Below are 20,548 nucleotides of genomic sequence, written 5' to 3'. Positions count from 1 at the left end.
GTCGCCTTGCCGCACCCACCGTCGCCATGCTGCCCCGCGTCGCCGACTCCCTCTCCTTCCTCTACCTGGACATCGTCCGCATCCACCAGGACGACACCGGAGTGTGCGCCGAAGTCACCAGCGAACGACGCGGCACCGAAACCGTCTACCTCCCCACCGCCGCCCTCTCCTGCGTCCTCCTGGGCCCCGGCACCTCCATCACCGCCCGCGCACTGGCCACCTTCGCCCGCCACGGAACCACAGTCCTGATCACCGGCGCCGGCGGCGTCCGCTGCTACGCCGCCACCCTGCCCGACTCCCTCACAACCACCTGGCTGGAACACCAGACACGAGCCTGGGCCGACGACACCCGACGACTCGCCGTCGCCACCGCCATGTACGAAAAACGCTTCGGCCCCGGCACCGTCCCCGCCGGCGCCAACTTCAACCAACTCCGCGGCTTCGAAGGACAACGCGTCAAAGCCCTCTACCAACTCCTCGCCCGCCAGTACAAGATCGGACGCTTCCGCCGCGCCTACGACCCGGACTCCTGGGACACCCAGGACCCCGTCAACCTCGCCCTGTCCTCCGCTAACACCTGCCTCTACGGCATCGTCCACGCCGCGATCCTCGCCCTCGGCTGCTCCCCCGCCCTGGGCTTCGTCCACAACGGCAACCAGCAAGCCTTCGTCTACGACATCGCCGACCTCTACAAAGCCGACCTCACCATCCCGCTCGCCTTCTCCCTCCACAACTCACCCGACCCCGAAGCCGCAGCCCGCCGCTCCTTCCGCGACGGCCTGCGGCTGTTCAAACTGCTCCCCCGCATCGTCACCGACATCCAGACCCTCCTCGCACCCGGCCACCCCACCGACATCCCCGACCCCGAAGAACAACTCGTAGACCTCTGGGACCCCACCACCGGAACCGTCCCCGGCGGCACCAACCACACCCCCGGCCCCTGACCACACCCCGGGAGACCCCCACCACCATGCCCTCGATGATCGTCATCTCCGCCACAGCCGTACCCGACCACCTCCGCGGCGCCCTCACCCGCTGGCTCCTCGAAGTCACCCCCGAGCTGTACATCGGCACCGTCTCCGCCCGCGTCCGCGACGAACTCTGGACCTCCGTCACCGCCTGCACCGCCAACGGCGCCGCCGTCCTCGCTTATCCCGCCGCCAACGAACAAGGCTTCACCCTCCGGACCACAGGCAGCCGACGCCGTACACCCATCGACTTCGACGGGCTCACCCTGATGGCCTTCGGGAAAAAGAGTCAAGAAATGGCAAATCTCTTTTAGAATCGCAGGTCAGGAAGGGTGCTCTCCGCGCAGGCGGAGGTGGGTCGCGCTGGGTGAGTCCGTCGCGGGTGTACTGGAGGTGCTCTCCGCGCAGGCGGAGGTGGGTCACCTGCAGCGCGGCGTGCGCCACCGACCAAGACGTGCTCTCCGCGCAGGCGGAGGTGGGTCGATGATGGGGCGCCGGATCACCGAGCAGAGGAGGTGCTCTCCGCGCAGGCGGAGGTGGGTCGGCGGCCCCCTCCTCCCCGAGACCGCCGACACCGTGCTCTCCGCGCAGGCGGAGGTGGGTCGTTCCTCGCCGACCTCGCCCGCGCCAACAAGGGGTGCTCTCCGCGCAGGCGGAGGTGGGTCGCGGTGACCTCGGGTCTTACGCGGGACGTGACCGTGCTCTCCGCGCAGGCGGAGGTGGGTCGGCGTTGGTGATGTCGGCCTCCAGGCGCTCCTCGTGCTCTCCGCGCAGGCGGAGGTGGGTCGGAGCAGCCGCTACGACCGCTGCTCTCCGTCCAGTGCTCTCCGCGCAGGCGGAGGTGGGTCGACGTCCTCGAACTCCTTCAGCACGAAGGTGGCGTGCTCTCCGCGCAGGCGGAGGTGGGTCGATCCACAACCTCCCCGGAGGTGCGCGAGAGCCGTGCTCTCCACGCAGGCGGAGGTGGGTCGGAGGCGGCGGCGGCCAGCTGTCGTTCCTGGCGGTGCTCTCCGCGCAGGCGGAGGTGGGTCGACACGGTCGTCATCCGGGGCAAGACGTACCGCGTGCTCTCCGCGCAGGCGGAGGTGGGTCGCTCTTGTCGGTGACGACGCCGGTCGTCATCGGGTGCTCTCCGCGCAGGCGGAGGTGGGTCAGGCCGGGCGCAGGGACGGTGTCGGACTGGGCGCGTGCTCTCCGCGCAGGCGGAGGTGGGTCGTCTCGATTCCGACAAGCTGTCCCGTGACGTCAGTGCTCTCCGCGCAGGCGGAGGTGGGTCGTCTCGATTTCCTTCCGGGTCGGCGCGGGAAAGGTGCTCTCCGCGCAGGCGGAGGTGGGTCGCCAAACAACCCGCCAAAGCCGCAGCCGCAGCCGTGCTCTCCGCGCAGGCGGAGGTGGGTCGGCTCAGGTCGTCGCGGCACGACCGTTCGTCACGTGCTCTCCGCGCAGGCGGAGGTGGGTCGACGTTCCCGGTGCCGGTGTCGCGGACGTAGGTGTGCTCTCCGCGCAGGCGGAGGTGGGTCAGATGGTGCTGTCGTCGCCGGCGATCCTGTCGGAGTGCTCTCCGCGCAGGCGGAGGTGGGTCGTTGTTCGCGTCCGCCGTGCGAGCCGTGAGGAAGTGCTCTCCGCGCAGGCGGAGGTGGGTCGTCCAGTTCGATGTAGTCGATATCGCCGAACTCGTGCTCTCCGCGCAGGCGGAGGTGGGTCGTTCACCCGGACCCTGAGCGACGCCGCCGCGGAGTGCTCTCCGCGCAGGCGGAGGTGGGTCGCGATGGGGATCCACTGGACGGACAAGCGCAAGGTGCTCTCCGCGCAGGCGGAGGTGGGTCGCGGTACGACGCGGGCGTGCAGTGGGCGGTTGAGTGCTCTCCGCGCAGGCGGAGGTGGGTCGGAGATGCTGGACGGGCCGTGGGCCGTGTACTGGTGCTCTCCGCGCAGGCGGAGGTGGGTCGGCGAAGGGTCTGGCGCCGGTGTTGCTGGAGGCGTGCTCTCCGCGCAGGCGGAGGTGGGTCGGCCGCCGGCCGTGGCTGGACGGTGCACAGCGCGTGCTCTCCGCGCAGGCGGAGGTGGGTCGACGTACCGGCCGGAGGGGCTGCGGTCCCTGGGGTGCTCTCCGCGCAGGCGGAGGTGGGTCGTCCGTCGAGGAGCAGCTGATGGAGGCGATGGAGTGCTCTCCACGCAGGCGGAGGTGGGTCGGTCTGCTGGGGCACGTCGTTCCTCGTGGATCCGTGCTCTCCGCGCAGGCGGAGGTGGGTCCTCGAACCCCACGAGATCGGCCGGGCCATGTCCGTGCTCTCCGCGCAGGCGGAGGTGGGTCGGAGCTGTGGCTGCTCTTCGAGAACGAGGACGGGTGCTCTCCGCGCAGGCGGAGGTGGGTCGGTGGAGAACGGCCTGCTCTCACCGTCACGCGAGTGCTCTCCGCGCAGGCGGAGGTGGGGCGTTCTTCTCACCGCCGCGGGTGGCCTGGTAGGAGTGCTCTCCGCGCAGGCGGAGGTGGGTCGCCTTCGATGAGGTCCGGGGTGGGGTCCTTCTTGTGCTCTCCGCGCAGGCGGAGGTGGGTCCTCCGGGCCGGCCGACGGCCCTCTCGGTACGTTGTGCTCTCCGCGCAGGCGGAGGTGGGTCGTCATCGGGCGCGATCTGCGATGTGCCGCGCGTGTGCTCTCCGCGCAGGCGGAGGTGGGTCGATCCAGGCAGGCGCGGAACTCGACCTCCTGAAGTGCTCTCCGCGCAGGCGGAGGTGGGTCGGAGTCGGCCGCATCGAGGGCAAGCTCGACCAAGTACTCTCCGCGCAGGCGGAGGTGGGTCGGCCGGCGCCCTCTACATGGTCGGATGGGGACGGTGCTCTCCGCGCAGGCGGAGGTGGGTCGCCGTCGACTTCGTCCGCGGCCGGCTGCCCGCACGTGCTCTCCGCGCAGGCGGAGGTGGGTCGCTGTAGGTCAGACCCTACATTGTGTGATCATGGTGCTCTCCGCGCAGGCGGAGGTGGGTCGGCTTCGCTGTCGAGCCACAGCTTGTCCGGGTTGTGCTCTCCGCGCAGGCGGAGGTGGGTCGCACCCGTATTCGAGAGCACCGAGGACGCCCTGGTGCTCTCCGCGCAGGCGGAGGTGGGTCGCCCAGGTGGCGGTGATCGGGGCGGGGAAAGCCGTGCTCTCCGCGCAGGCGGAGGTGGGTCGACCTTCATGGGCTACCAGCTCCGTCGCGACCTGTGCTCTCCGCGCAGGCGGAGGTGGGTCGGATGAGAACCTCCTCCGCGCCGCCCTGGTCGAGTGCTCTCCGCGCAGGCGGAGGTGGGTCGCCGCAGGCATGATCGATTGTGGGAGGTGTGGAGTGCTCTCCGCGCAGGCGGAGGTGGGTCGCGAGTCAGTCCGCAGAACTTCCCGTCGAGTAGGTGCTCTCCGCGCAGGCGGAGGTGGGTCGATCGCACCCGGTGAGCCGGACCCCTCGCACGCGTGCTCTCCGCGCAGGCGGAGGTGGGTCGCAGTGGGGCTACACGTACGAGGAGGCCATGGAGTGCTCTCCGCGCAGGCGGAGGTGGGTCGGCCAATCAGTTGGCGACCCTCGTGAAGGTGTCGTGCTCTCCGCGCAGGCGGAGGTGGGTCGTCCCAGGCGTCCAGGGCGCTGGAGAACATCGGGTGCTCTCCGCGCAGGCGGAGGTGGGTCGGCGTTCAGCCGCTTCCTCGCCCGGGAGGCGAAGTGCTCTCCGCGCAGGCGGAGGTGGGTCGTTGGCACCGATCGCCCAGGCCACCCGGCTCGGGTGCTCTCCGCGCAGGCGGAGGTGGGTCGCCCCAGCCGATGTCCGCGGCGCGCCGGCGGTTGTGCTCTCCGCGCAGGCGGAGGTGGGTCGGCTCGACGCGCCGGCCTGGTGGCTTGCGCGCGTGCTCTCCGCGCAGGCGGAGGTGGGTCGACGCCGTCGTGTCCTACGTCCAGAAGATCCACGTGCTCTCCGCGCAGGCGGAGGTGGGTCGGACGGCGCCCTGCCGGTCTACAAGCATCCGACGTGCTCTCCGCGCAGGCGGAGATAAATCGTACTCCGCGACCTAGAGGTCGTTTTCTCACCTGAACTACCGCCTATAAGGCGTTTCTTGGGGCGCTGGATGGCGGTGCTGGTGAGACTGTCGATGCTTCCGCTTTTCGCCGGACAGGTGAGGTTGCGGATGGGGCTGGATTCGACGTGATCCTGTTTCATCCCATGATGCCCGGTCTTCGTGGTGGCGTGCTTCCAGCGCCGCTGCTGTGCGCCTGGGCGCATGCGGTTCGTGGCGGTAGGCCGGAAGCATGGCGAAGCGACGTCCGTATCCGAGTGATCTGTCCGATGCCCGCTGGGAGTTGATCGAGCCGGTTCTGACCGCCTGGCGTCTCGAGCGCCGGCGCACGGCTCTGCACTTCGGCCGGCCGCCCGACCGCGATCTGCGCGACATCATGGACGCGATCTTGTATGTCGACCGGACCGGGGTTCAGTGGCGCTATCTCCCGCACGACTTCCCGCCCTGGAACACCGTTTATGGCTACTTCGCCAAATGGGCCGACGAGGGCGTGTTCGTGCAGCTCAACGGCCTACTGCGTCAGCTGCTGCGTGAGAAGGAGGGCCGGAACGGCGAGCCTTCGGCGTGTGTGATCGACGCGCAGAGCGTCAAGACCTCCACCAGCGTTCCGGCCTCGAGCCAGGGCATCGATGCCGGCAAGAAGATCGTCGGCCGGAAGCGGAGCATCGTCACCGACACGCTCGGACTCCTCCTCGCCGTACTGGTCACCGCGGCCGGCGTGCAGGACTCGGTGGCCGGCACAACGCTGCTCGACCAGGTCGCCGCCGACCACCCCCGGGTCCGCAAGGTGTGGGTCGACGGCGGTTACCGACAGCACCTCGTCGAGCATGCCGCCACCCTCGGCATCGACATGGAGATCACCGCCCGCAAGCCCGGAACCAGGGGATTCACCCCGATACCGAAACGGTGGGCAGTCGAGCGAACCTACGGATGGCTCATGCTCCACCGGCGCCTGGCCCGCGACTACGAAACCCTGCCCACCCGCTCCGAAGCCATGATCCACCTCGCGATGACCGGTCTCATGGCCCGCCGCCTCACCAGCGAGAACGCCATTTCCTGGCGCGACCCGAAGAGCACCACAGAACATCCCATCACGGGATGAAACATCGGTCGAAAACGACCTCTTAGAGGTCCTAACAGAAGCCATTGATGGTGTGACTGTCGGCTTGGATGCTCGTTGGTCCGTTCGTGGGGAAGAGGAACTCTCGGCCGTGGATCGTTTCGGACGAACTGTGGCTGCTGATCGAGCCGTTGCTGCCAGTCCCGGCGCCGAAGCTGGTGGCGGGGCGCCCGCGGGTTCCTGACCGGAAGGCTCTGTGCGGGATCCTCTTCGTGCTTCACACGGGGATCCAGTGGGAGTACTTGCCCCAGGAGCTCGGCTTCGGCTCCGGCATGACGTGTTGGCGGCGGCTTGCCGCATGGAACGAGGCGGGTGTGTGGGACCGGCTCCATGTCGTTCTGCTGACGAAGTTGCGGTCGGCGAAGCAGCTCGACTGGTCCCGGGCGGTGATCGACTCCAGTCATGTCAGGGCCGCTCGGCGCGGCCCAAAAGCGGACCCAGCCCGGTCGACCGCGCACGTCCGGGCAGCAAGCATCACGTCCTCGTCGACGGACAGGGCATCCCGCTCGCCGTGTCGCTGACCGGCGGCAACCGCAACGACGTGACGCAGTTGATGCCCCTGCTCGCGAGGATCCCGTCCGTCGCCGGCCTGGTCGGACGGCCGCGACGACGACCGGACACACTGCTGGCCGACCGCGGCTACGACCACGACAAATACCGCCGCCTCGTCTGGGCCCAGGGCGTCAAACCGGTGATCGCCCGACGCGGTGTCCCACACGGCTCGGGCCTCGGCGTCCACCGCTGGGTCGTTGAACGCACCATCGCCTGGCTCCACGGATTCCGCCGCCTGCGCATCCGATGGGAACGACGCGACGACATCCACGAAGCCTTCCTCGGCCTCGCCACCTGTCTCATCACCCACCGACACGTCCAACGCCTTTGTTAGGACCTCTTAGGCGCGCAGCGCGCAATATAGCGGCGGATCCCCGGTTTCCGAAACCGGGGATTCTCCGGACCCTTTGTCTTCCACCGCCGCCCCGCGACCTTGTGGAAGGACCGTCCGTGCCTGAGACCCGTCCCGTGTACCTGCCGCACGACCCGCTCACCCCGAAGCGGGACATCACCCACGCGCACTTCCGGCCCGGGGAGCACGTGGTGATCTTCAAGGGGGCCGCCGAGGGGCGGCTGTGGGGTGACGCGATGAAGGTGGTCACCGACTCGTGGCACACGCCGACCGACGAGAACGGGTGGCGGCTGCTCGACCCGAACGGTGGCCACCGCTCCTACCTCACCGCCCACCCCCGCTACATGGTGCACCTGTCCACCCGGTGCCCCGAGTGCCTCGTGCACCAGCAGGCCCTGCGCGAATACCTGATACCGCGCGTCGGGACCGGCGAGGAGCCGGTCGACTGCCGCTGGTACTCGGTGACCGCGCTCAACCAGCTGGTCCACGTCGCTGACGTCGGCCGATAGGCGGACAGGCCCACATCCCTCCCCCCCTACCTGTCAGTCCGACACCCCCAGCGAGAACATGATCATTCACCTGTACCGGCACGGTTTCGAAGCCGCCGACGCCCTGGCCGATGCACTCGGTCGTCCCCTCAGCGCGGACGAGGGGCTCACGACCGAGCCCGGCGGCACCGTGGTGGCCTACTGGGACCAGCTCGACCGGTACACCGACGAGAGCCGGTACTGGACGACACCGGAGTGGGCCCAGCACCTCGCCGATCCGCTGGTCGAGCATCCCTTCGCCGCCGCCCCGGACGGCTCCCGACGCGCGATCCTCCACCTGTACGTGCGCCTGCATCCACTGGACCGGGAGCTCTCCCCGGCCGAGTGGTCCGAGGTCGGCCACCGGCTGGCGCGTACGGCCGGCCTGGCTCCGCCCGGCGACGAGTGGTCCTGCCGCTGGGTCGCCGTACGGGACAAGGCCAACCGCATGGACCTGATCGGCAACCTCATCCGCCTCGACGGCGCCTGGGCAACCACCCCCCGCCGCCTGGCCGAAGCCCTGGAGGCAGAAGCCCGCCGAATTGAAGCCGACCTGCTTCTTCACACCGGGCACCCGTCCGTCCAGGAGAAGGCGCCCGCGGCGATCCGGCCGACCGCCGCCTCACCGGCCCGCGCTCCGGCTGCGACAAGTCCGCTCGCAGGCATCCTGAACCAGCTGGCCGCCGAGCAGGCCGGGCCGATCGCGGCGGTGCGGCAGCTCGTCGAGCAGGTCGGCCGCCAGGCCGCCGCCCTGCCCGGCCACGAGACCGCCGCCGCCGGCCGGGACCTGTTCTGGGCGGCCCGCCGCCTCCACGGGGTGCAGGATCAGCTCGGACAGATCGCCGCCCGCCTCGCGCCCGCTCCGCCCGCCCCGGGCCCCGCGCCCGTACTCCCGCGGACGTCTACGCCGGCCGCGTCGGTGCGGCGGTGAGCACAGAGGGCGCGACGGCCGAGCAGACGGTGGTCATCGTGCGCGATCTGGCGACCGACGTGATCACCGCGAGCGGCGGGGACGGTCTGGCCCACGGCATCCTGGAGCGATCCTTCTTTCTGCGGGAGACGCACGGGGGCACCTGGCACCGGCTCTCCCCCACGGTCACGCCGGAGGAAGAGCAGGCCGTCGCCCGTATGGCTGTAGCCCGCCTCCAGGCCGCCGGGTACCGGGTCCTCGCCTCTCCGGAGTTCGCCTGGGAGGGCACCGAGGCACGTTACGTGACGACGGGCCGGGCGATCGAGAACCTCGCCGACAGGATTCGCGAGGCCGCCTCCGTGGACGACCTCACCTTCGAGCTCGCGGAGCTCACCGCCACGCGCGACGGCATCGTCGCCTCGCTCGGTCTGGTCCTGCACGCGCTTGCCGACGCTTACGACCGGTTCAGCGGACCGGCCGATCCGCGCTGGGGTGCCCGCCTGCGCAGCGAGGCAGATCACGAACTGCGGCTCATTGAAACGGAGTTGCGGAGCGTACGCGCCACCCTCGCGGACCGCGCCACGCTTCCGGGCCGTCGCGGGCCTCAGCCCCCGCCACCGGCTCCACCGACGTCTACCGCCTTCGGACGGACCCGATGATCTTCCCCCCTGTCCCCTCATCGAGGAGCCCATGTCCCTCCCCCGATCCCTCCCCGACGACGCCCGCGACCTGGAGTCGTTCGCCACCCTCCTCGCCGAGAACCTGGACGGCGACTGGACGGTCGAGTACCACCCGCACCAAGGCGACGAGGACCAGTTCCGGCACGCCGAAGAAGTCTGGGACCTCAACCTGGTCAGCGGCGCCATCGCCGAGTTCGTCCTGCGTGAGGACGCTCACCTGATCCGGCAGGACGGTACCCGCCTGTACGTCACGATCCGCCCGCTGCACGACGACGAGTTCCTGGTGGCGGCCATCGCCCCGACCGGATCGATCGCCGCCGAGGCGTTCGAAGGGGTCCGGGAGCCCGATGGAATCGCCGTGCCGGGCGATCCCGAGAGGGCCGCTCATGCCGTCACCGCCGACCTCCTGCCCCGCTTCGAGGTCGCACTCGCCCAGGTCAGGCACGCCGCCATGAACCCTCCGCAGCCCGCTTCCCGCCCCGACACGACGGTCGTGATGACCTGGCGGGAGGACGGCTCCCTCTCGGCGACGACCACCGCCCGGCCCGCGTCCGAGGTGCTGCTCGCCGAGGGCTTCGTGTGGGAGACCGCCTCGAACGCCTACGTGCTGGCCGGCGACGACACCCGCGCCCAGGGCCACGCGGTCCAGGCCGCCGGCGCCCGTCTCGCCCGCCTCGGCATCGGTGTTGCGCTGCGAACAGCCCCCCGCCCCGCAGCTGATGTCGCCCTTCCGGCGTCCCAGCCCGGTGGCCGCGCGACCGCTCGCAACCGGTGACGCAGGCCCGCACCCCGCGCCCGTCCGTCCCTCCGCTCGATCCGGTCCGCCGGCCTCGCCTCGCCGTCTTCGTCCTACGCCGCTACCTGCGCGCGGCGGTGGTCAAGGCGGGCGGGACCAGCCGTCTTCCTGCCCGTCCGGCGCCGCCCTCCGGTCCAGCTGCGCCCGTCTCCCGCCGAACCCGCTGACCAGCCTCGCGGGCCAATCCCCTTGGAACGCCATGAACCCGCCCGTCACCGACGACGCCCTCCTCGACGCCATCGCCCAGCACCTCGACCAGCTCGCCGACCATCTGCTGCAGGCAGACGCTCGCCAGGCCGCACAGATCCTGGCGCGGGTCGTTGATCTGGAGGACGGTGTCCTTCGCAAGCTGACCGACCTCGTCACTGACTGCAGCCGGGCGTCCCGGAACCACGCTGCCGACGGACTGTTCCCGCCAGAGGCATGGCTGGCCTTCGGTCGTGCCGGCAACACGCTGGCCAATGTCTCGGGCGACCTCGACCAGCATCGGAACGTCTTCGAGCAGATCGGTAAACAGGCACCTGCCTCCGCGCCGCCGAAGGCCACCGCGTTCGTCGCCCGGGGGCGGCACCGGTGAGCAAGCAGCGACAGAAGTGGTCTGGCTGGGGCGACCAGCAGGCCGCACAGCAGCACTACCTCATCGAGCCTCGATACCTGGCCGGTGGCGGGGACCTGCGGCACATCACCGAATACCTGCGCGCCTCCGGCTGGAAGGACAGCACCCCCCGATCGTCCGCCGCCCTCGTCTTCGGCTCCCCCGACGGAGCCGTCCGTGTCGCCTACCAGCCACCGGGCGGCTGGCAGATCCACGGCTCCGCCCAAGGACACCAGCCGGCCTGGCAGGTCACGTTCACCGCGCAGACGCCGGTGGAGATCGTCGCCGGCCTCACCGACGCACTGACCAAGGAACGCTCCGCACACGCCCCCAACGTGTGGGCGCCGCTCTCCGAACACGGCTGGTCCACCGACACCGGCCAGGAGTACACCGCCGTCAGCCCCACCCGGGACGCCTTCGTCCAGTACGTCGACGCCGGGCCCCAGCAGCACTGGTGGATCGGCGCCCGCAACGAACACGGAGCGGTCTGGAACCTGCAGGCCACCCCGACCACCCCCCTGCACCTGCTGCAGGGCCTGACCGAGGCCCTGGCCTCCCCCGAGCCGGTGATGCGACCGCGCGGGCACGTGCCGCCAAGCAAGCGCATCCGGGTCACCTCCGTGTCCGTACTTCCCGAACAGCTCAGAGGCTGGCAGCAGGCGCGCATCACCGCCGCCCGCGCCGCCACCTGGGCCCGCAACTCCGTCCGCGTCGCCCGGCCCCACACGAAGACCCGCCAGCACGTCCCCCACTGACCCCAGGAACCCCCCGTGCCTTCTCCGCTCCCGCGTCCCACCGCCCCAGAACCGAATGAGACCGGCGCCACCGAGTCCGCACAGGCAGTCACGTGGCTCTGAGCCCCGCCCAGCGAGCCTCCTACAGCCACGACCACCACTCGAAGATCCCGTTCCTCACCACACCCCGGCACCTCTCCGGGCCCGGCGACCCGCGACACGTCACCCACGCACTGCTCGCCTCCGGCTGGAGCGTCACCTCCGCCCCCGGCGACCCCCGCACCGCGCTGACCGGCCCCGACCACGCCCGCCACCAGCTCATCCTCGACCCGCTCTCCACCTCCTACTGGCAGATCGAATCCGCCGACTGGAGCTGGTACGCCTCCTTCGGCCGAATGGTGCCCGCCGAAATCGTCGCCGGATTCACCGACCGCCTCATCGCCGGACCCCGGCGCAGCGACGTCGGCATCTGGGAGCGGATGGCGACGGCGGGCTGGTCCGTCGAGCGCCGCCCCGACGGCACTGGTGAAAGCCGCTCCTCCGGCCCCCACCGACTGCGGGCCGAACTCGTCCAGCTCTATGAGGAAGACCCCAAGCGGACGGCCTGGCGGATCGAAGCCCTGCCGAAGTATCACGGGCCGCCCGCCTGGCGCATGTGGATCAGCGGCGCGATCCCTGAGCACCTGCTGGACGGCCTCGCCGAGCAGCTCGTCACCACCACCCCTGTCATCCGCGGCATGCACGACCCGGAGAGCCACGGCGCCCAACAGGAGCCGAGCGGCCTCACCCCCGAACAAGCGGTCGCAGCGCACTTCACCCGAGTCGACGCCCTCAGCAGACGGGCCCGGAACCGCCGCCGCACCGGGCCGACGGCCTCCCTGCCCGCACCGGCCGCGCCCTCCGCCCCCGCCTCCGTCTCCCTTCGCTGACCTTCGAAAGACCCCCCGTGCCCAACCCTTCCCCTCCCGCGCCCCTGCCCCCGGACCACACACCGCCGATCGCCCGACTCTCAGCCTTCCTCCTGCAGGGCGACGCGGTGATGGCCGCGTGGGAGCGGTTCGACGACGAGAACACCGACCTCGACGGCTGGCCATACGACCAGGACACCTACGACGCCCGGCAGGCCGAGAAGGACGCCGCCCTCTGGCACCGCTTCTCTCCCCTGCGAGAGCAAGCCGCCGCCCTGCTGGACGCGGCCGAGACGTCCGCCGACCAGCTCGCCGGAAACTCCGGCCAAGCCCGCTGGAGCTGGCAACTCGCCCACCTGCGCGGGGCCCTCGAACGAGTCGACACCGCCCACACCGAGTACGAGCGAGTGGTGGCCGATCCATCCACCAGCGCCGAGGACCTCCTCGCAGCCTCCGCCGTACGCAACAAGCAAGCCTCCGAAGCCCTGGTCGACTGGCTCACCCACGGACGTGCCGTCCTGGAGATCCACGCCGCCACCGTGCGAGCCGGGCAGACCGGCATCCGCCTCACCACCCGCGCACCGCACGCCGCCACAACGGCATCACCCGCCCGCCGCCGCTGAACCCCCCTTTCTCTCTTGCTCTTCCGCGCCTCACTTCCTTGGAGCCCTTCGTGTCCCAGCGCCCGCTCGTCCTGGTCGTCGCCCCTGGTGATGACGTGTACCGCGGCTACTGCCTGCGCCAGGTCGCCGACGCCTACGACGTCGCCGTCCTCACCACCGACCCGCTCACCTGGGAGAAGCCGTACGTCGTCGACCACGAGACGGTCGCCGACTTCGACGACCTGGACGCCCTGCTCAACGCCGCCGAAGCCATCACCACGCGCCGGCCGGTCGCGGGCGTGCTGACCTGGAACGAGTCCCACCTCACCGCGGTCGCCCAACTGGCCGAACGTCTCGGCCTGGCGGTCACGACCACGGAGTCGGTCCGCACCTGCCGGGACAAGGCCGCCAGCCGCGCCGCGTTCGCCCGCCACGGCGTGCCCTCCGCCCGCTCCGTCGCCGCCGCGTCCCTCGACGAGGCTCTCGCGGTCGCCGAGGCGATCGGCTTCCCCGTCGTGGTCAAGCCGGCAGCTGTGGGCGGCAGTATCGGCGTCATCAAGGCCGAGACCCGCGAGGACCTCGCCGAGGCGTACGCGTTCGCGACCCGCGGGGTGCAGCAGCACGGCGGCGACAACTGCAGCGTCCTCGTCGAGGAGTATCTGTCCGGCCCGGAGGTGAGCGTCGAGTGTGTCACCTACCAGGGCGTGACCACGCCGGTCGCCGTCACCCGCAAGGAACTCGGCAGCGAGCCGCTCTTCGAGGAGACCGGCCACACCCTCACGGGCGGCGACCCGCTCCTGGAGACCGTCGCCCCGATCGCCAAGGCCGCGGTGCGGGCGACCGGCGTGACCGGGGGCATCCAGCACGTGGAGATCCGTCTCACTCCCACGGGCCCGCGCGTGATTGAGGTCAACGCGAGGGTCGGCGGCGACTGGATCGGCTGGGCCGTCGAGCAGGCCCTCGGCCTGCCCCTCGCCCGTATCGCCGCCGACATCGCCGTCGGCGCCGCCCCCGACCTGACGCCCACCCGCCAGCAGGCCGTCGCGATCCAGGTCCTATACGCCCCGGCGTCCGGCACGCTCGCCCAGCGGAGCATCGCCTCCGGCTTCGCCGAGACGGCCGGCTGGGTCCACGGCCCGGCCTGGCTGATGGAGGAGGGCGACGAGGTCCTCCTCCCGCCCGAGGGCGACCTGGACTCCTCCCGCGTGGGCCTGATCGCGACGTACGCCGACACCATCGGTCTCGCCGTCGCCCGCCGCAGCGCCACCAACAGCCACATCGCCCTCGCCGTCGACGCCCCTGCCCCGGGCCGCCCGTGACCGAGACCGCCCGGCAGCCCGCACTCGCCCAGGTCTCGCCCCGGTACCTCGCCGGAGGCGGTGACCCCCGCTGGGTCACCGCGCCCCTCCAGCAGGTCTACCGGTGGCAGATCGCGCACCTCCCCCTCACCCCGGTGGTGCGTGTCATCCCCCGCGACCGCAAGACGGAGCTGCACCTGTCGCCCGACCCCGACCAGCCCTGGTGGACCCTGCGGCACCTCGGGGCCGAAGAGGAGGAGCCGTGGACGATGTCGTTCGGGGCCCGCACACCGGCTGAGATCATCACGGCGGCGACCATCGCCTACGCCGCCGGGCCCGCGCCCGAAGACCTCCTCGACCCCGTCACGGTCCTCGAACAGGCCGGCTGGCCCTCGCGCCACCAACGGCACTTCGACTCCCCTGACGGGCACGTCCACATCGGCCGTCTCGCCAACGGCTCGTGGCACATCAAGGTCACCGCCGGCATAGAACCCTGGCGGATCTCGCACCAGCAAGTGGCCGTCTGGGAAGCGCACTTCACTGAGCACACCCCTCCGCACGTGGTCGCCGCATTCCTCGCCGACCTCGTCTCCCCCGACCCGGTCCTGCGCCACGAACGGACCATGGCCCCCACCCTGCGATACAGCGTCCGCATCCAGCGCGAACGCGTCCCGGCCCAGCAGGCGGAGGCAACGCTGTGGGCCCGGGTCGAGCGGCTCTTCCCCCTGAGCACCAGCCGCGAGCTACCGCCCTCCCCGCAGCGCCCGGGCAGTCCCCTCCCCCGCCGTACCCGGTGAGCACCATCCCGACCGAAGGAACCACTCTGACCTCCCCCTTTCCCTATCGCGCCGACCAGCACGCCGCCGCCCTCCAGGCGCTGACGGTGTTCCTGGTGCAGAGCGAGATGATCCTCACCTCCTGGGATTCCTACTCCGAGAAGCACACCGACACCGACTGGATGCCGTACGACGACGAGTCGTACGGCTGGCGGAAGGTTCAGCGAGACACCCAGATCTGGCGCGCTTTCGAGCCCGTCCGCCGCTCGGCACGCTACCTGCTCGCCACAGCGCGGTTCCAGCTCCAGCACATCGCCGCCGGCGACGTCGAGCCCCGCTGGCCGTGGCAACTGTCCGAGCTCGCCCAGGCATACGACCGCCTGGAGGCTCTGCGTACCGAGTGGGCTCAGACCCGCGAAACGATGCGCACCTCCTGGACGGCCCACAAAGAGTTCATCAACGCGCTGGCCGAGCGGAACGCTGAAGCCTGGGGCTACCTGGATGCCTGGGCCACCCACGGACACGCCCTCCTCGACCTGCACGCCGTCGCCCTCAAAGCCCCCGCACCGGCACCCATCGCCGTCGCGAACCCCGCCCAGCAGCCCACCGCCGGCCGGACGACGGTGGGGCGCTGATGAACAAGCACGAACTGGTCGACCAGGCGCTGGTGGCCCCCGTCTACCTCGCCGGCCCCGGCGACCCGGCCTGGGTCACTGTGCCCCTGGCCACGGTGTCCGGCTGGACGGCGCTGAACCAGCCCCTCGTTCCTCATGTCGTACTGACCGGCCCCCTCTCCAAGAGCCAGCTCCGTCTGGAGCCGGTACTGGAAGGACCGTGGTGGCATGTGTCACACCGAGACGGCCGCGCCGGAACGAACTGGCGCGCGTCCTTCGACGGATCCACGCCCGTCGAGCTGATCGCCGCCGTCACCGACGCCCTGACCCACCCCGGCCACCCCCTGCGGCAGCCGGTCGACCCCTACGAGCCCCTGCGGCAGGCAGGCTGGACCGTCGCCGGCGGCCGGGGAACCTTCCTGTCCCCGGACGGACATGTCCGCGGCAGCCGGAACACCCTCGCCGGCAGCCGCTCCTGGCGGATCACCGCCGGCCTCGACGAGGACGACCCCCTGTGGCACGCCTTCCTGTCCGCAGGCACACCCAACGTGATCCTGGCTTCGCTCTTCAAGGCCCTCGCCTCCCCGGAACCGGCACGGCGCTCCGCCGAGCAGATGAAGGGCTTCCCGCGCCGCGGGATCACTCTGGAGTGGGAGCGGCGGCCGGCCGAGCACGTCGCCCGGGCCCTGCCCGAGCGGGTCGAGCAGCTCGCCGCCCGGCGCGCGGTCACCTCACCGCCGCCGTGTCCACCTGTTGGAGAAAGTCTCGCCCCGGCAGGGCGGAGGCTCCGGTGACCGACATGATCGACCAGGCGCTCATCTCACCCCGCTACCTCGCCGGCCCCGGCGACGCGGCCTGGGTGACCATTCCCCTCCACGAGGCCGCTGGCTGGAGCCACGGACACGAGCCCCTGCTGCCCCGGGTCCTCCTCTCCAGTCCGGACCAGAAAACGCTCCTGCGACTCGAGCCCGCACCCGGCGACCAGTGGTGGCGGATCATCCACAACGGCGGCAGCGCTGCCACCAGTTGGTACGCATCCTTCGGCGCGCGGACCCCCGTCGAGCTGATCGCCGCGGTCACCGACACCCTGACCGAACCTGCCTACAACGAGCGGGCCGTCGCCGATCCCACTCAGCCGCTGCGCCAGGCCGGGTGGGAGACGGCGCCCTCCGGCGAGTTCCGCTCCCCCGACAACATCGTGACGGGCGAGCGGATCACCTTCTCCGGCATGACCAGCTGGTTCATCACCGCCGCCCTCGACCAGGACCACACGGTCTGGCAGGCGCGCTTCGACGGCCGCGCCCCCGCTAGCGTCGTGGCGGCCTTCACCCAGGCACTGGCCGTCGTAGAGCCCCTGCCGAGAACGCACGAGCAGACCCTCGGCCTCAGCAGGCAGCGTCTGACCCTTCACTGGCAGCAGGCGACGCCCAAGACCGTCGCCTCCGCGCTGCCCGCCCGCGTGCAGCGCCTGGCCGCCCGCCGGAGCAGCAAGCCGTCACCGGCGCCGCAGCCACCTCGGTCGACGCCGCGCCGTACTCACTGACCACCTCAGCACCGCCCCTCCCCGGCACCGCCAAGGAACCACTGCCCCTTGCCCAGTCCCTCTTCCTCCAGCTCCGACGGCTATGACATAGCCCTGAAGATCGGCATCGCCGTCTTCGCCATCGGCTTCCCCCTCGCCAACTTCGCCTGGCTGGCCGGGAACGTCGCCGCCCGGTTGTCCGGGTCCACCCCGTGGGTGTCCTACCGCCCGGCTGACGCGCTCCTCCATCCCGACCAGCTCTGGCCCGCAGCAGGAGAAACGTCCCTGCTCGTCGCCACCCGTATCGTCCCTGTCCTGCTGACGCTGGCCCTCGCCGCCGGCGCGGGCGTCCTGTGGCTCCGGTACAAGAACCGGTCCGGCGGCGGGAAGAAGACCGTCGACGGGATGGCGACGGCCCGCGACATCCAGCCGCTGCTCGCCAAGGCCGTCGAAGCCAAGGCCCGCTCCCTGCGGCCGAGCCTGAAGCACGCCAAGCACATCGAACCCCGCGACGCCGGCATCCTCGTCGGCAACCTCGCTGGGACCCGACACGAGGTCCGCATGGGCTTCGAGGACGTCGCCGTCGCGATCATGGCCCCGCGCTCCGGCAAGACCACGAGCCTCGCGATCCCCTCGATCCTCGCCGCGCCCGGACCGGTCCTGCTCACCTCCAACAAGGCGGCAGGCGACGCCTTTACGGCGACCTTCGACGCCCGTGCCGCCGCGGGGCGGGTGTGGTCGATGGACCCGCAGCAGATCGCCCACGCCTCCCGCGAGATGTGGTGGAACCCCCTCGCCGACGCGAAGACCCTCGACGGCGCCAACCGGCTGGCCGGGCACTTCCTTGCCGCGAGCGTGGACGCGAGCCAGCAGGGCGACTTCTGGTCCAAGGCCGGCAGCAACATCCTCAGCCAGTTGTTCCTGGCCGCCGCGCTGGACGAGCGGCCGATCACCGACGTGATGCAGTGGCTGGCCTTCCCCGCCGACCGGCGCCCCCTCGACATCCTGCGCGACCACAAGTTCACTGCGGTCGCCTCCCAGTTGAAGGGCACAGTGGAGGGGCCGCCGGAGACCCGGGACGGCATCTACGAGACCGCACGCCAGTACGCCTCCGCCCTGCTCAACGCCGAGATCGCCGCCTGGGTCACCCCTCAGAAGGACGTCCCCGAGTTCCGGCCGACCAACTTCGTGACGAGCAACGACTCGTTGTTCCTGCTGTCGAAGGACGGCGGCGGCGGCGCGAGCGCGCTGATCGCGGCGTGTGCCGACAGCGTGATGCGGGCCGCGACCGCCCAGGCCGAACGCGCCGGCGGCCGACTCGACCCGCCGATGCTCGCGATCCTCGACGAGGCCGCCAACGTCTGCAAGATCTCGGACTTGCCCGACCTGTACTCCCACCTCGGGTCGCGCGGGATCATCCCGATCACGATCCTGCAGTCCTACCGCCAGGGTCAGAAAGTCTGGGGGGACGCCGGCATGGACGCCATGTGGAGCGCGGCCACCGTGAAGATCATCGGCTCCGGTATCGACGACCCCGATTTCGCGGACAAGCTCAGCAGGATGGTCGGCGACCACGACGTTGAGACCGTCTCCACCTCGCACTCCGAGTCCGGGAAGTCGACCTCGGTGTCGATGCGGCAGGAGCGGATCCTGCCGGCCGACGCGATCCGCGCCCTGCCCAAGGGCAGCGCCCTGTGCCTGGCCACCGGCATGCGGGTCGCGATGCTCGACCTGCGCCCCTGGTACGCCGAGCCCGGCGCCGACGAACTCAGTGCCGCCTCCGCCCGGGCCTCGAAGGCCATCACCGCCCGGGCCCTCGCCAAGACGGCCTCCCGGCAGGACGACTACGACTCAGCGGCGTGACCAGCCGTCCCCGGCCTCGGGTGCACTCCCCCAGCACGTCGCGACCGAGTTCGCCGTGGCCGCCGAATTTCCCATCCCCGAAAGGATCTCCTCCCATCACACCCTCATCCGCTTCGGACACCGCCGCACCCTTCCGGGACCTCGCCACCCACTTCGCGAAACTGCGCGCCCAAGTCGACGCCGTGGAAAAGGCGCCGGGTCCCGGGTTCCACTCCACGGTCACGCCGCTCCTCCTGGAATCCCAACAACTGACGAGACAGCTCGTCACAGCGTTGTCGTGGCTCAGCACGAGCGACTACGTCACCGTGCCCGGCAACCGCAGCACCCTGGACACCCTCACCGCCACCGTCTCCAGCGCGGCCCTCGTGACCACCCACCTCGCCCAGGCCATTTCCGTCAATCCTCTGATCGGCGCGAGCCTTCCCGGCGCGGCGGTCGACGAGAAGGCCGTCCGTCAGGCCCGCGAGACCGATGCCGAGAGCGGCATCGTGGAGTGCCTGGCCGAAGCCCTCCACGACCTCGACCTCACCGCCACCTGCTGCTCCTACGCCGCCACCAGCATCGGCCGCGCCCTCGAACGCCCGGAGGCGGCCATGCCCCTGCCCAAGCTCAACACCAAGCAGGCGACCGCCCTTGAAGACCTGGCCCAGGGCGAAGGGCGACGGTACGAGGACAGCTTCGGCCGCAAGACCAAGGTCTATCTCTCCGGCGGGTCCTCCGTCCATCCGGCCACCTTCGCCTTCTTCGAGAAATACCGCCTGGTCCAGGTCGAGGCCGAAACCTCCGACCGCCAGGGGCAGAGGGTGAGCGTCACGGACCGCGCCCGGCGGCTTCTCGCCCAGTCTCGTCCGGCCACTCCCACAGGCCGGCCCGCTCCTGTCGCACAGGCGGCGATGGCCGGACGGTCGAGGTGAGGACCATGATCGATGAGCAGAGCCGGTTCCTGGGCTCACCGCGGCACCTGGCCCGGAGCCGGGGACCGTCTCGCCGACGTCCTCGGGCCGCTGATCCACGTTTTCGGGTGGTCCTGGACTCACGATCGGGAGACCGGGCGCGTCACCGTGGTCAGTCCCGACGACACGCTCCAGGTGGATTTCTCGCCGTCCCGCCTGGACGGTATGTGGTGGACGATCGCCCGCAACGACCTGGCCTGGTAGATCACCGCTACGCGGCAGACGCCGCTGGGGGCCCTCGCCGGCGTCACCCAGGCGCTGCCCCAACTGCTGGGCGACATGCGGCATTCGGACCGCATCCCGCTGACGGAACGTTCCGTCGCCGACATCGCCGACCTGTACGACTGGACCGCGGGCACAGGGGCTTACGCCTCTCCCGACGGGCACTGCACCATGCACCACACGCCCGGCCAGCCGTGGCGGGTGGAGCACTCCGTGTTCGACGGATTCGACACCCACTGGGCCGTCCACGCCACGGGCGCCGTCCCGGCCCAGCTCCCGGCCCAGTTCCTCACCTTCCTGGCCACGCCCGACCCGGTGGAGCGCACCCTCGCGGACGTCCCGTACCTGGCCCGGAGCGCAGCCCGGCTGACCTCGCTCACCGGTCTCCCCTCGGGGCTCGGGGCGCAGGTCGTCCACGCCCTCGGAGATCTGCCCACCAACGGGGAGGGGCGCCGGCGATGACAAGCCCTTCGGATTCCCGCCCTTTGTTGCTGGCCGAGCTTGCCCCCGCCCACG

21 protein-coding genes and 1 CRISPR repeat array are annotated in these 20,548 nt (G+C 70.9%); all 21 genes read left to right on the top strand.

The window, feature by feature from the left end; all coding sequences use genetic code 11:
* The first annotated feature begins 26 nt into the window (after positions 1-26).
* The 21 genes from cas1e (at position 27) to ABFY03_RS33260 (ending at position 20,494) form a co-directional block, all read left to right on the top strand.
* Positions 27-944: a type I-E CRISPR-associated endonuclease Cas1e gene (gene cas1e / locus ABFY03_RS33360; protein WP_346172340.1), complete on the top strand. Its 918-nt coding sequence runs from the start codon at positions 27-29 to the stop codon at positions 942-944.
* 26 nt (positions 945-970) lie between these two features.
* Positions 971-1,282: a type I-E CRISPR-associated endoribonuclease Cas2e gene (cas2e, locus tag ABFY03_RS33355; protein WP_346171656.1), complete on the top strand. Its 312-nt coding sequence runs from the start codon at positions 971-973 to the stop codon at positions 1,280-1,282.
* 18 nt (positions 1,283-1,300) lie between these two features.
* Positions 1,301-4,991: a CRISPR direct-repeat array (repeat unit 29 nt; unit sequence GTGCTCTCCGCGCAGGCGGAGGTGGGTCG).
* A gap of 249 nt (positions 4,992-5,240) precedes the next feature.
* Positions 5,241-6,110: an IS5 family transposase gene (locus ABFY03_RS33350; RefSeq protein ID WP_346171655.1), complete on the top strand. Its 870-nt coding sequence runs from the start codon at positions 5,241-5,243 to the stop codon at positions 6,108-6,110.
* 68 nt (positions 6,111-6,178) lie between these two features.
* Positions 6,179-7,014 (top strand): IS5 family transposase gene (locus ABFY03_RS33345; protein WP_428838198.1). Its coding sequence is split into 2 segments (ribosomal slippage): positions 6,179-6,554 and positions 6,554-7,014, totalling 837 coding nucleotides; the frame shifts between segments, so codons are not numbered across the junction.
* A gap of 116 nt (positions 7,015-7,130) precedes the next feature.
* The gene (locus ABFY03_RS33340; protein ID WP_043224602.1) at positions 7,131-7,541 is read left to right on the top strand and encodes a hypothetical protein; all 411 of its coding nucleotides are present in this window, start codon (positions 7,131-7,133) and stop codon (positions 7,539-7,541) included.
* Between the two features lie 58 nt (positions 7,542-7,599).
* The gene (locus ABFY03_RS33335) at positions 7,600-8,490 is read left to right on the top strand and encodes a relaxase/mobilization nuclease (protein ID WP_346171654.1); all 891 of its coding nucleotides are present in this window, start codon (positions 7,600-7,602) and stop codon (positions 8,488-8,490) included.
* Positions 8,487-9,128, top strand: a complete 642-nt coding sequence (locus tag ABFY03_RS33330; protein ID WP_346171653.1) for a hypothetical protein — start codon at positions 8,487-8,489, stop codon at positions 9,126-9,128. The genes ABFY03_RS33335 and ABFY03_RS33330 overlap by 4 nt, the downstream gene beginning before the upstream one ends.
* 31 nt (positions 9,129-9,159) lie before the next feature.
* Entirely contained in the window at positions 9,160-9,924 is a 765-nt protein-coding gene (locus tag ABFY03_RS33325; protein WP_346171652.1) for a hypothetical protein, read from the top strand.
* Positions 9,925-10,144: 220 nt separating this feature from the next.
* On the top strand, positions 10,145-10,522 hold the full coding sequence (locus tag ABFY03_RS33320; protein WP_346171651.1) for a hypothetical protein: 378 nt from the start codon (positions 10,145-10,147) through the stop codon (positions 10,520-10,522).
* Complete coding sequence (locus ABFY03_RS33315) at positions 10,519-11,295, top strand: SPDY domain-containing protein (RefSeq protein ID WP_346171650.1); 777 nt, start codon at positions 10,519-10,521, stop codon at positions 11,293-11,295. The genes ABFY03_RS33320 and ABFY03_RS33315 overlap by 4 nt, the downstream gene beginning before the upstream one ends.
* Positions 11,296-11,387: 92 nt before the next feature.
* Positions 11,388-12,203 carry a DUF317 domain-containing protein gene (locus ABFY03_RS33310; protein WP_346171649.1) on the top strand — a complete coding sequence of 272 codons (816 nt, stop codon included), beginning with the start codon at positions 11,388-11,390 and terminating at the stop codon, positions 12,201-12,203.
* A 17-nt stretch (positions 12,204-12,220) separates the two neighbouring features.
* Positions 12,221-12,805 (top strand): hypothetical protein, encoded by a 585-nt coding sequence (locus ABFY03_RS33305; protein ID WP_346171648.1) that lies wholly within the window; start codon positions 12,221-12,223, stop codon positions 12,803-12,805.
* Between the two features lie 50 nt (positions 12,806-12,855).
* Complete coding sequence (locus tag ABFY03_RS33300; protein ID WP_346171647.1) at positions 12,856-14,103, top strand: ATP-grasp domain-containing protein; 1,248 nt, start codon at positions 12,856-12,858, stop codon at positions 14,101-14,103.
* Positions 14,100-14,879: an SPDY domain-containing protein gene (locus ABFY03_RS33295; RefSeq protein ID WP_346171646.1), complete on the top strand. Its 780-nt coding sequence runs from the start codon at positions 14,100-14,102 to the stop codon at positions 14,877-14,879. Before ABFY03_RS33300 ends, ABFY03_RS33295 begins: the two co-directional genes overlap by 4 nt.
* Positions 14,876-15,493: a hypothetical protein gene (locus ABFY03_RS33290; RefSeq protein ID WP_346171645.1), complete on the top strand. Its 618-nt coding sequence runs from the start codon at positions 14,876-14,878 to the stop codon at positions 15,491-15,493. Before ABFY03_RS33295 ends, ABFY03_RS33290 begins: the two co-directional genes overlap by 4 nt.
* Positions 15,493-16,266: an SPDY domain-containing protein gene (locus ABFY03_RS33285; RefSeq protein ID WP_346171644.1), complete on the top strand. Its 774-nt coding sequence runs from the start codon at positions 15,493-15,495 to the stop codon at positions 16,264-16,266. Before ABFY03_RS33290 ends, ABFY03_RS33285 begins: the two co-directional genes overlap by 1 nt.
* A 5-nt stretch (positions 16,267-16,271) precedes the next feature.
* Complete coding sequence (locus ABFY03_RS33280; protein WP_346172339.1) at positions 16,272-17,015, top strand: SPDY domain-containing protein; 744 nt, start codon at positions 16,272-16,274, stop codon at positions 17,013-17,015.
* A 48-nt stretch (positions 17,016-17,063) separates the two neighbouring features.
* Entirely contained in the window at positions 17,064-18,857 is a 1,794-nt protein-coding gene (locus tag ABFY03_RS33275) for a TraM recognition domain-containing protein (RefSeq protein WP_346171643.1), read from the top strand.
* 272 nt (positions 18,858-19,129) lie between these two features.
* Positions 19,130-19,771, top strand: coding sequence for a hypothetical protein (locus ABFY03_RS33270; protein ID WP_346171642.1), 642 nt, complete (start codon positions 19,130-19,132; stop codon positions 19,769-19,771).
* Between the two features lie 12 nt (positions 19,772-19,783).
* A complete protein-coding gene (locus tag ABFY03_RS33265; RefSeq protein WP_346171641.1) occupies positions 19,784-20,014 on the top strand; it encodes a hypothetical protein in 231 nt (76 codons plus the stop codon).
* Positions 20,015-20,089: 75 nt separating this feature from the next.
* The gene (locus tag ABFY03_RS33260) at positions 20,090-20,494 is read left to right on the top strand and encodes an SPDY domain-containing protein (RefSeq protein WP_346171640.1); all 405 of its coding nucleotides are present in this window, start codon (positions 20,090-20,092) and stop codon (positions 20,492-20,494) included.
* The last annotated feature ends 54 nt before the right edge of the window (positions 20,495-20,548 follow it).

The organism is Streptomyces roseofulvus (assembly GCF_039534915.1).
Taxonomy (GTDB): Bacteria; Actinomycetota; Actinomycetes; order Streptomycetales; family Streptomycetaceae; genus Streptomyces; species Streptomyces roseofulvus.
This window is presented reverse-complemented; position numbering and strand designations above follow the sequence as displayed.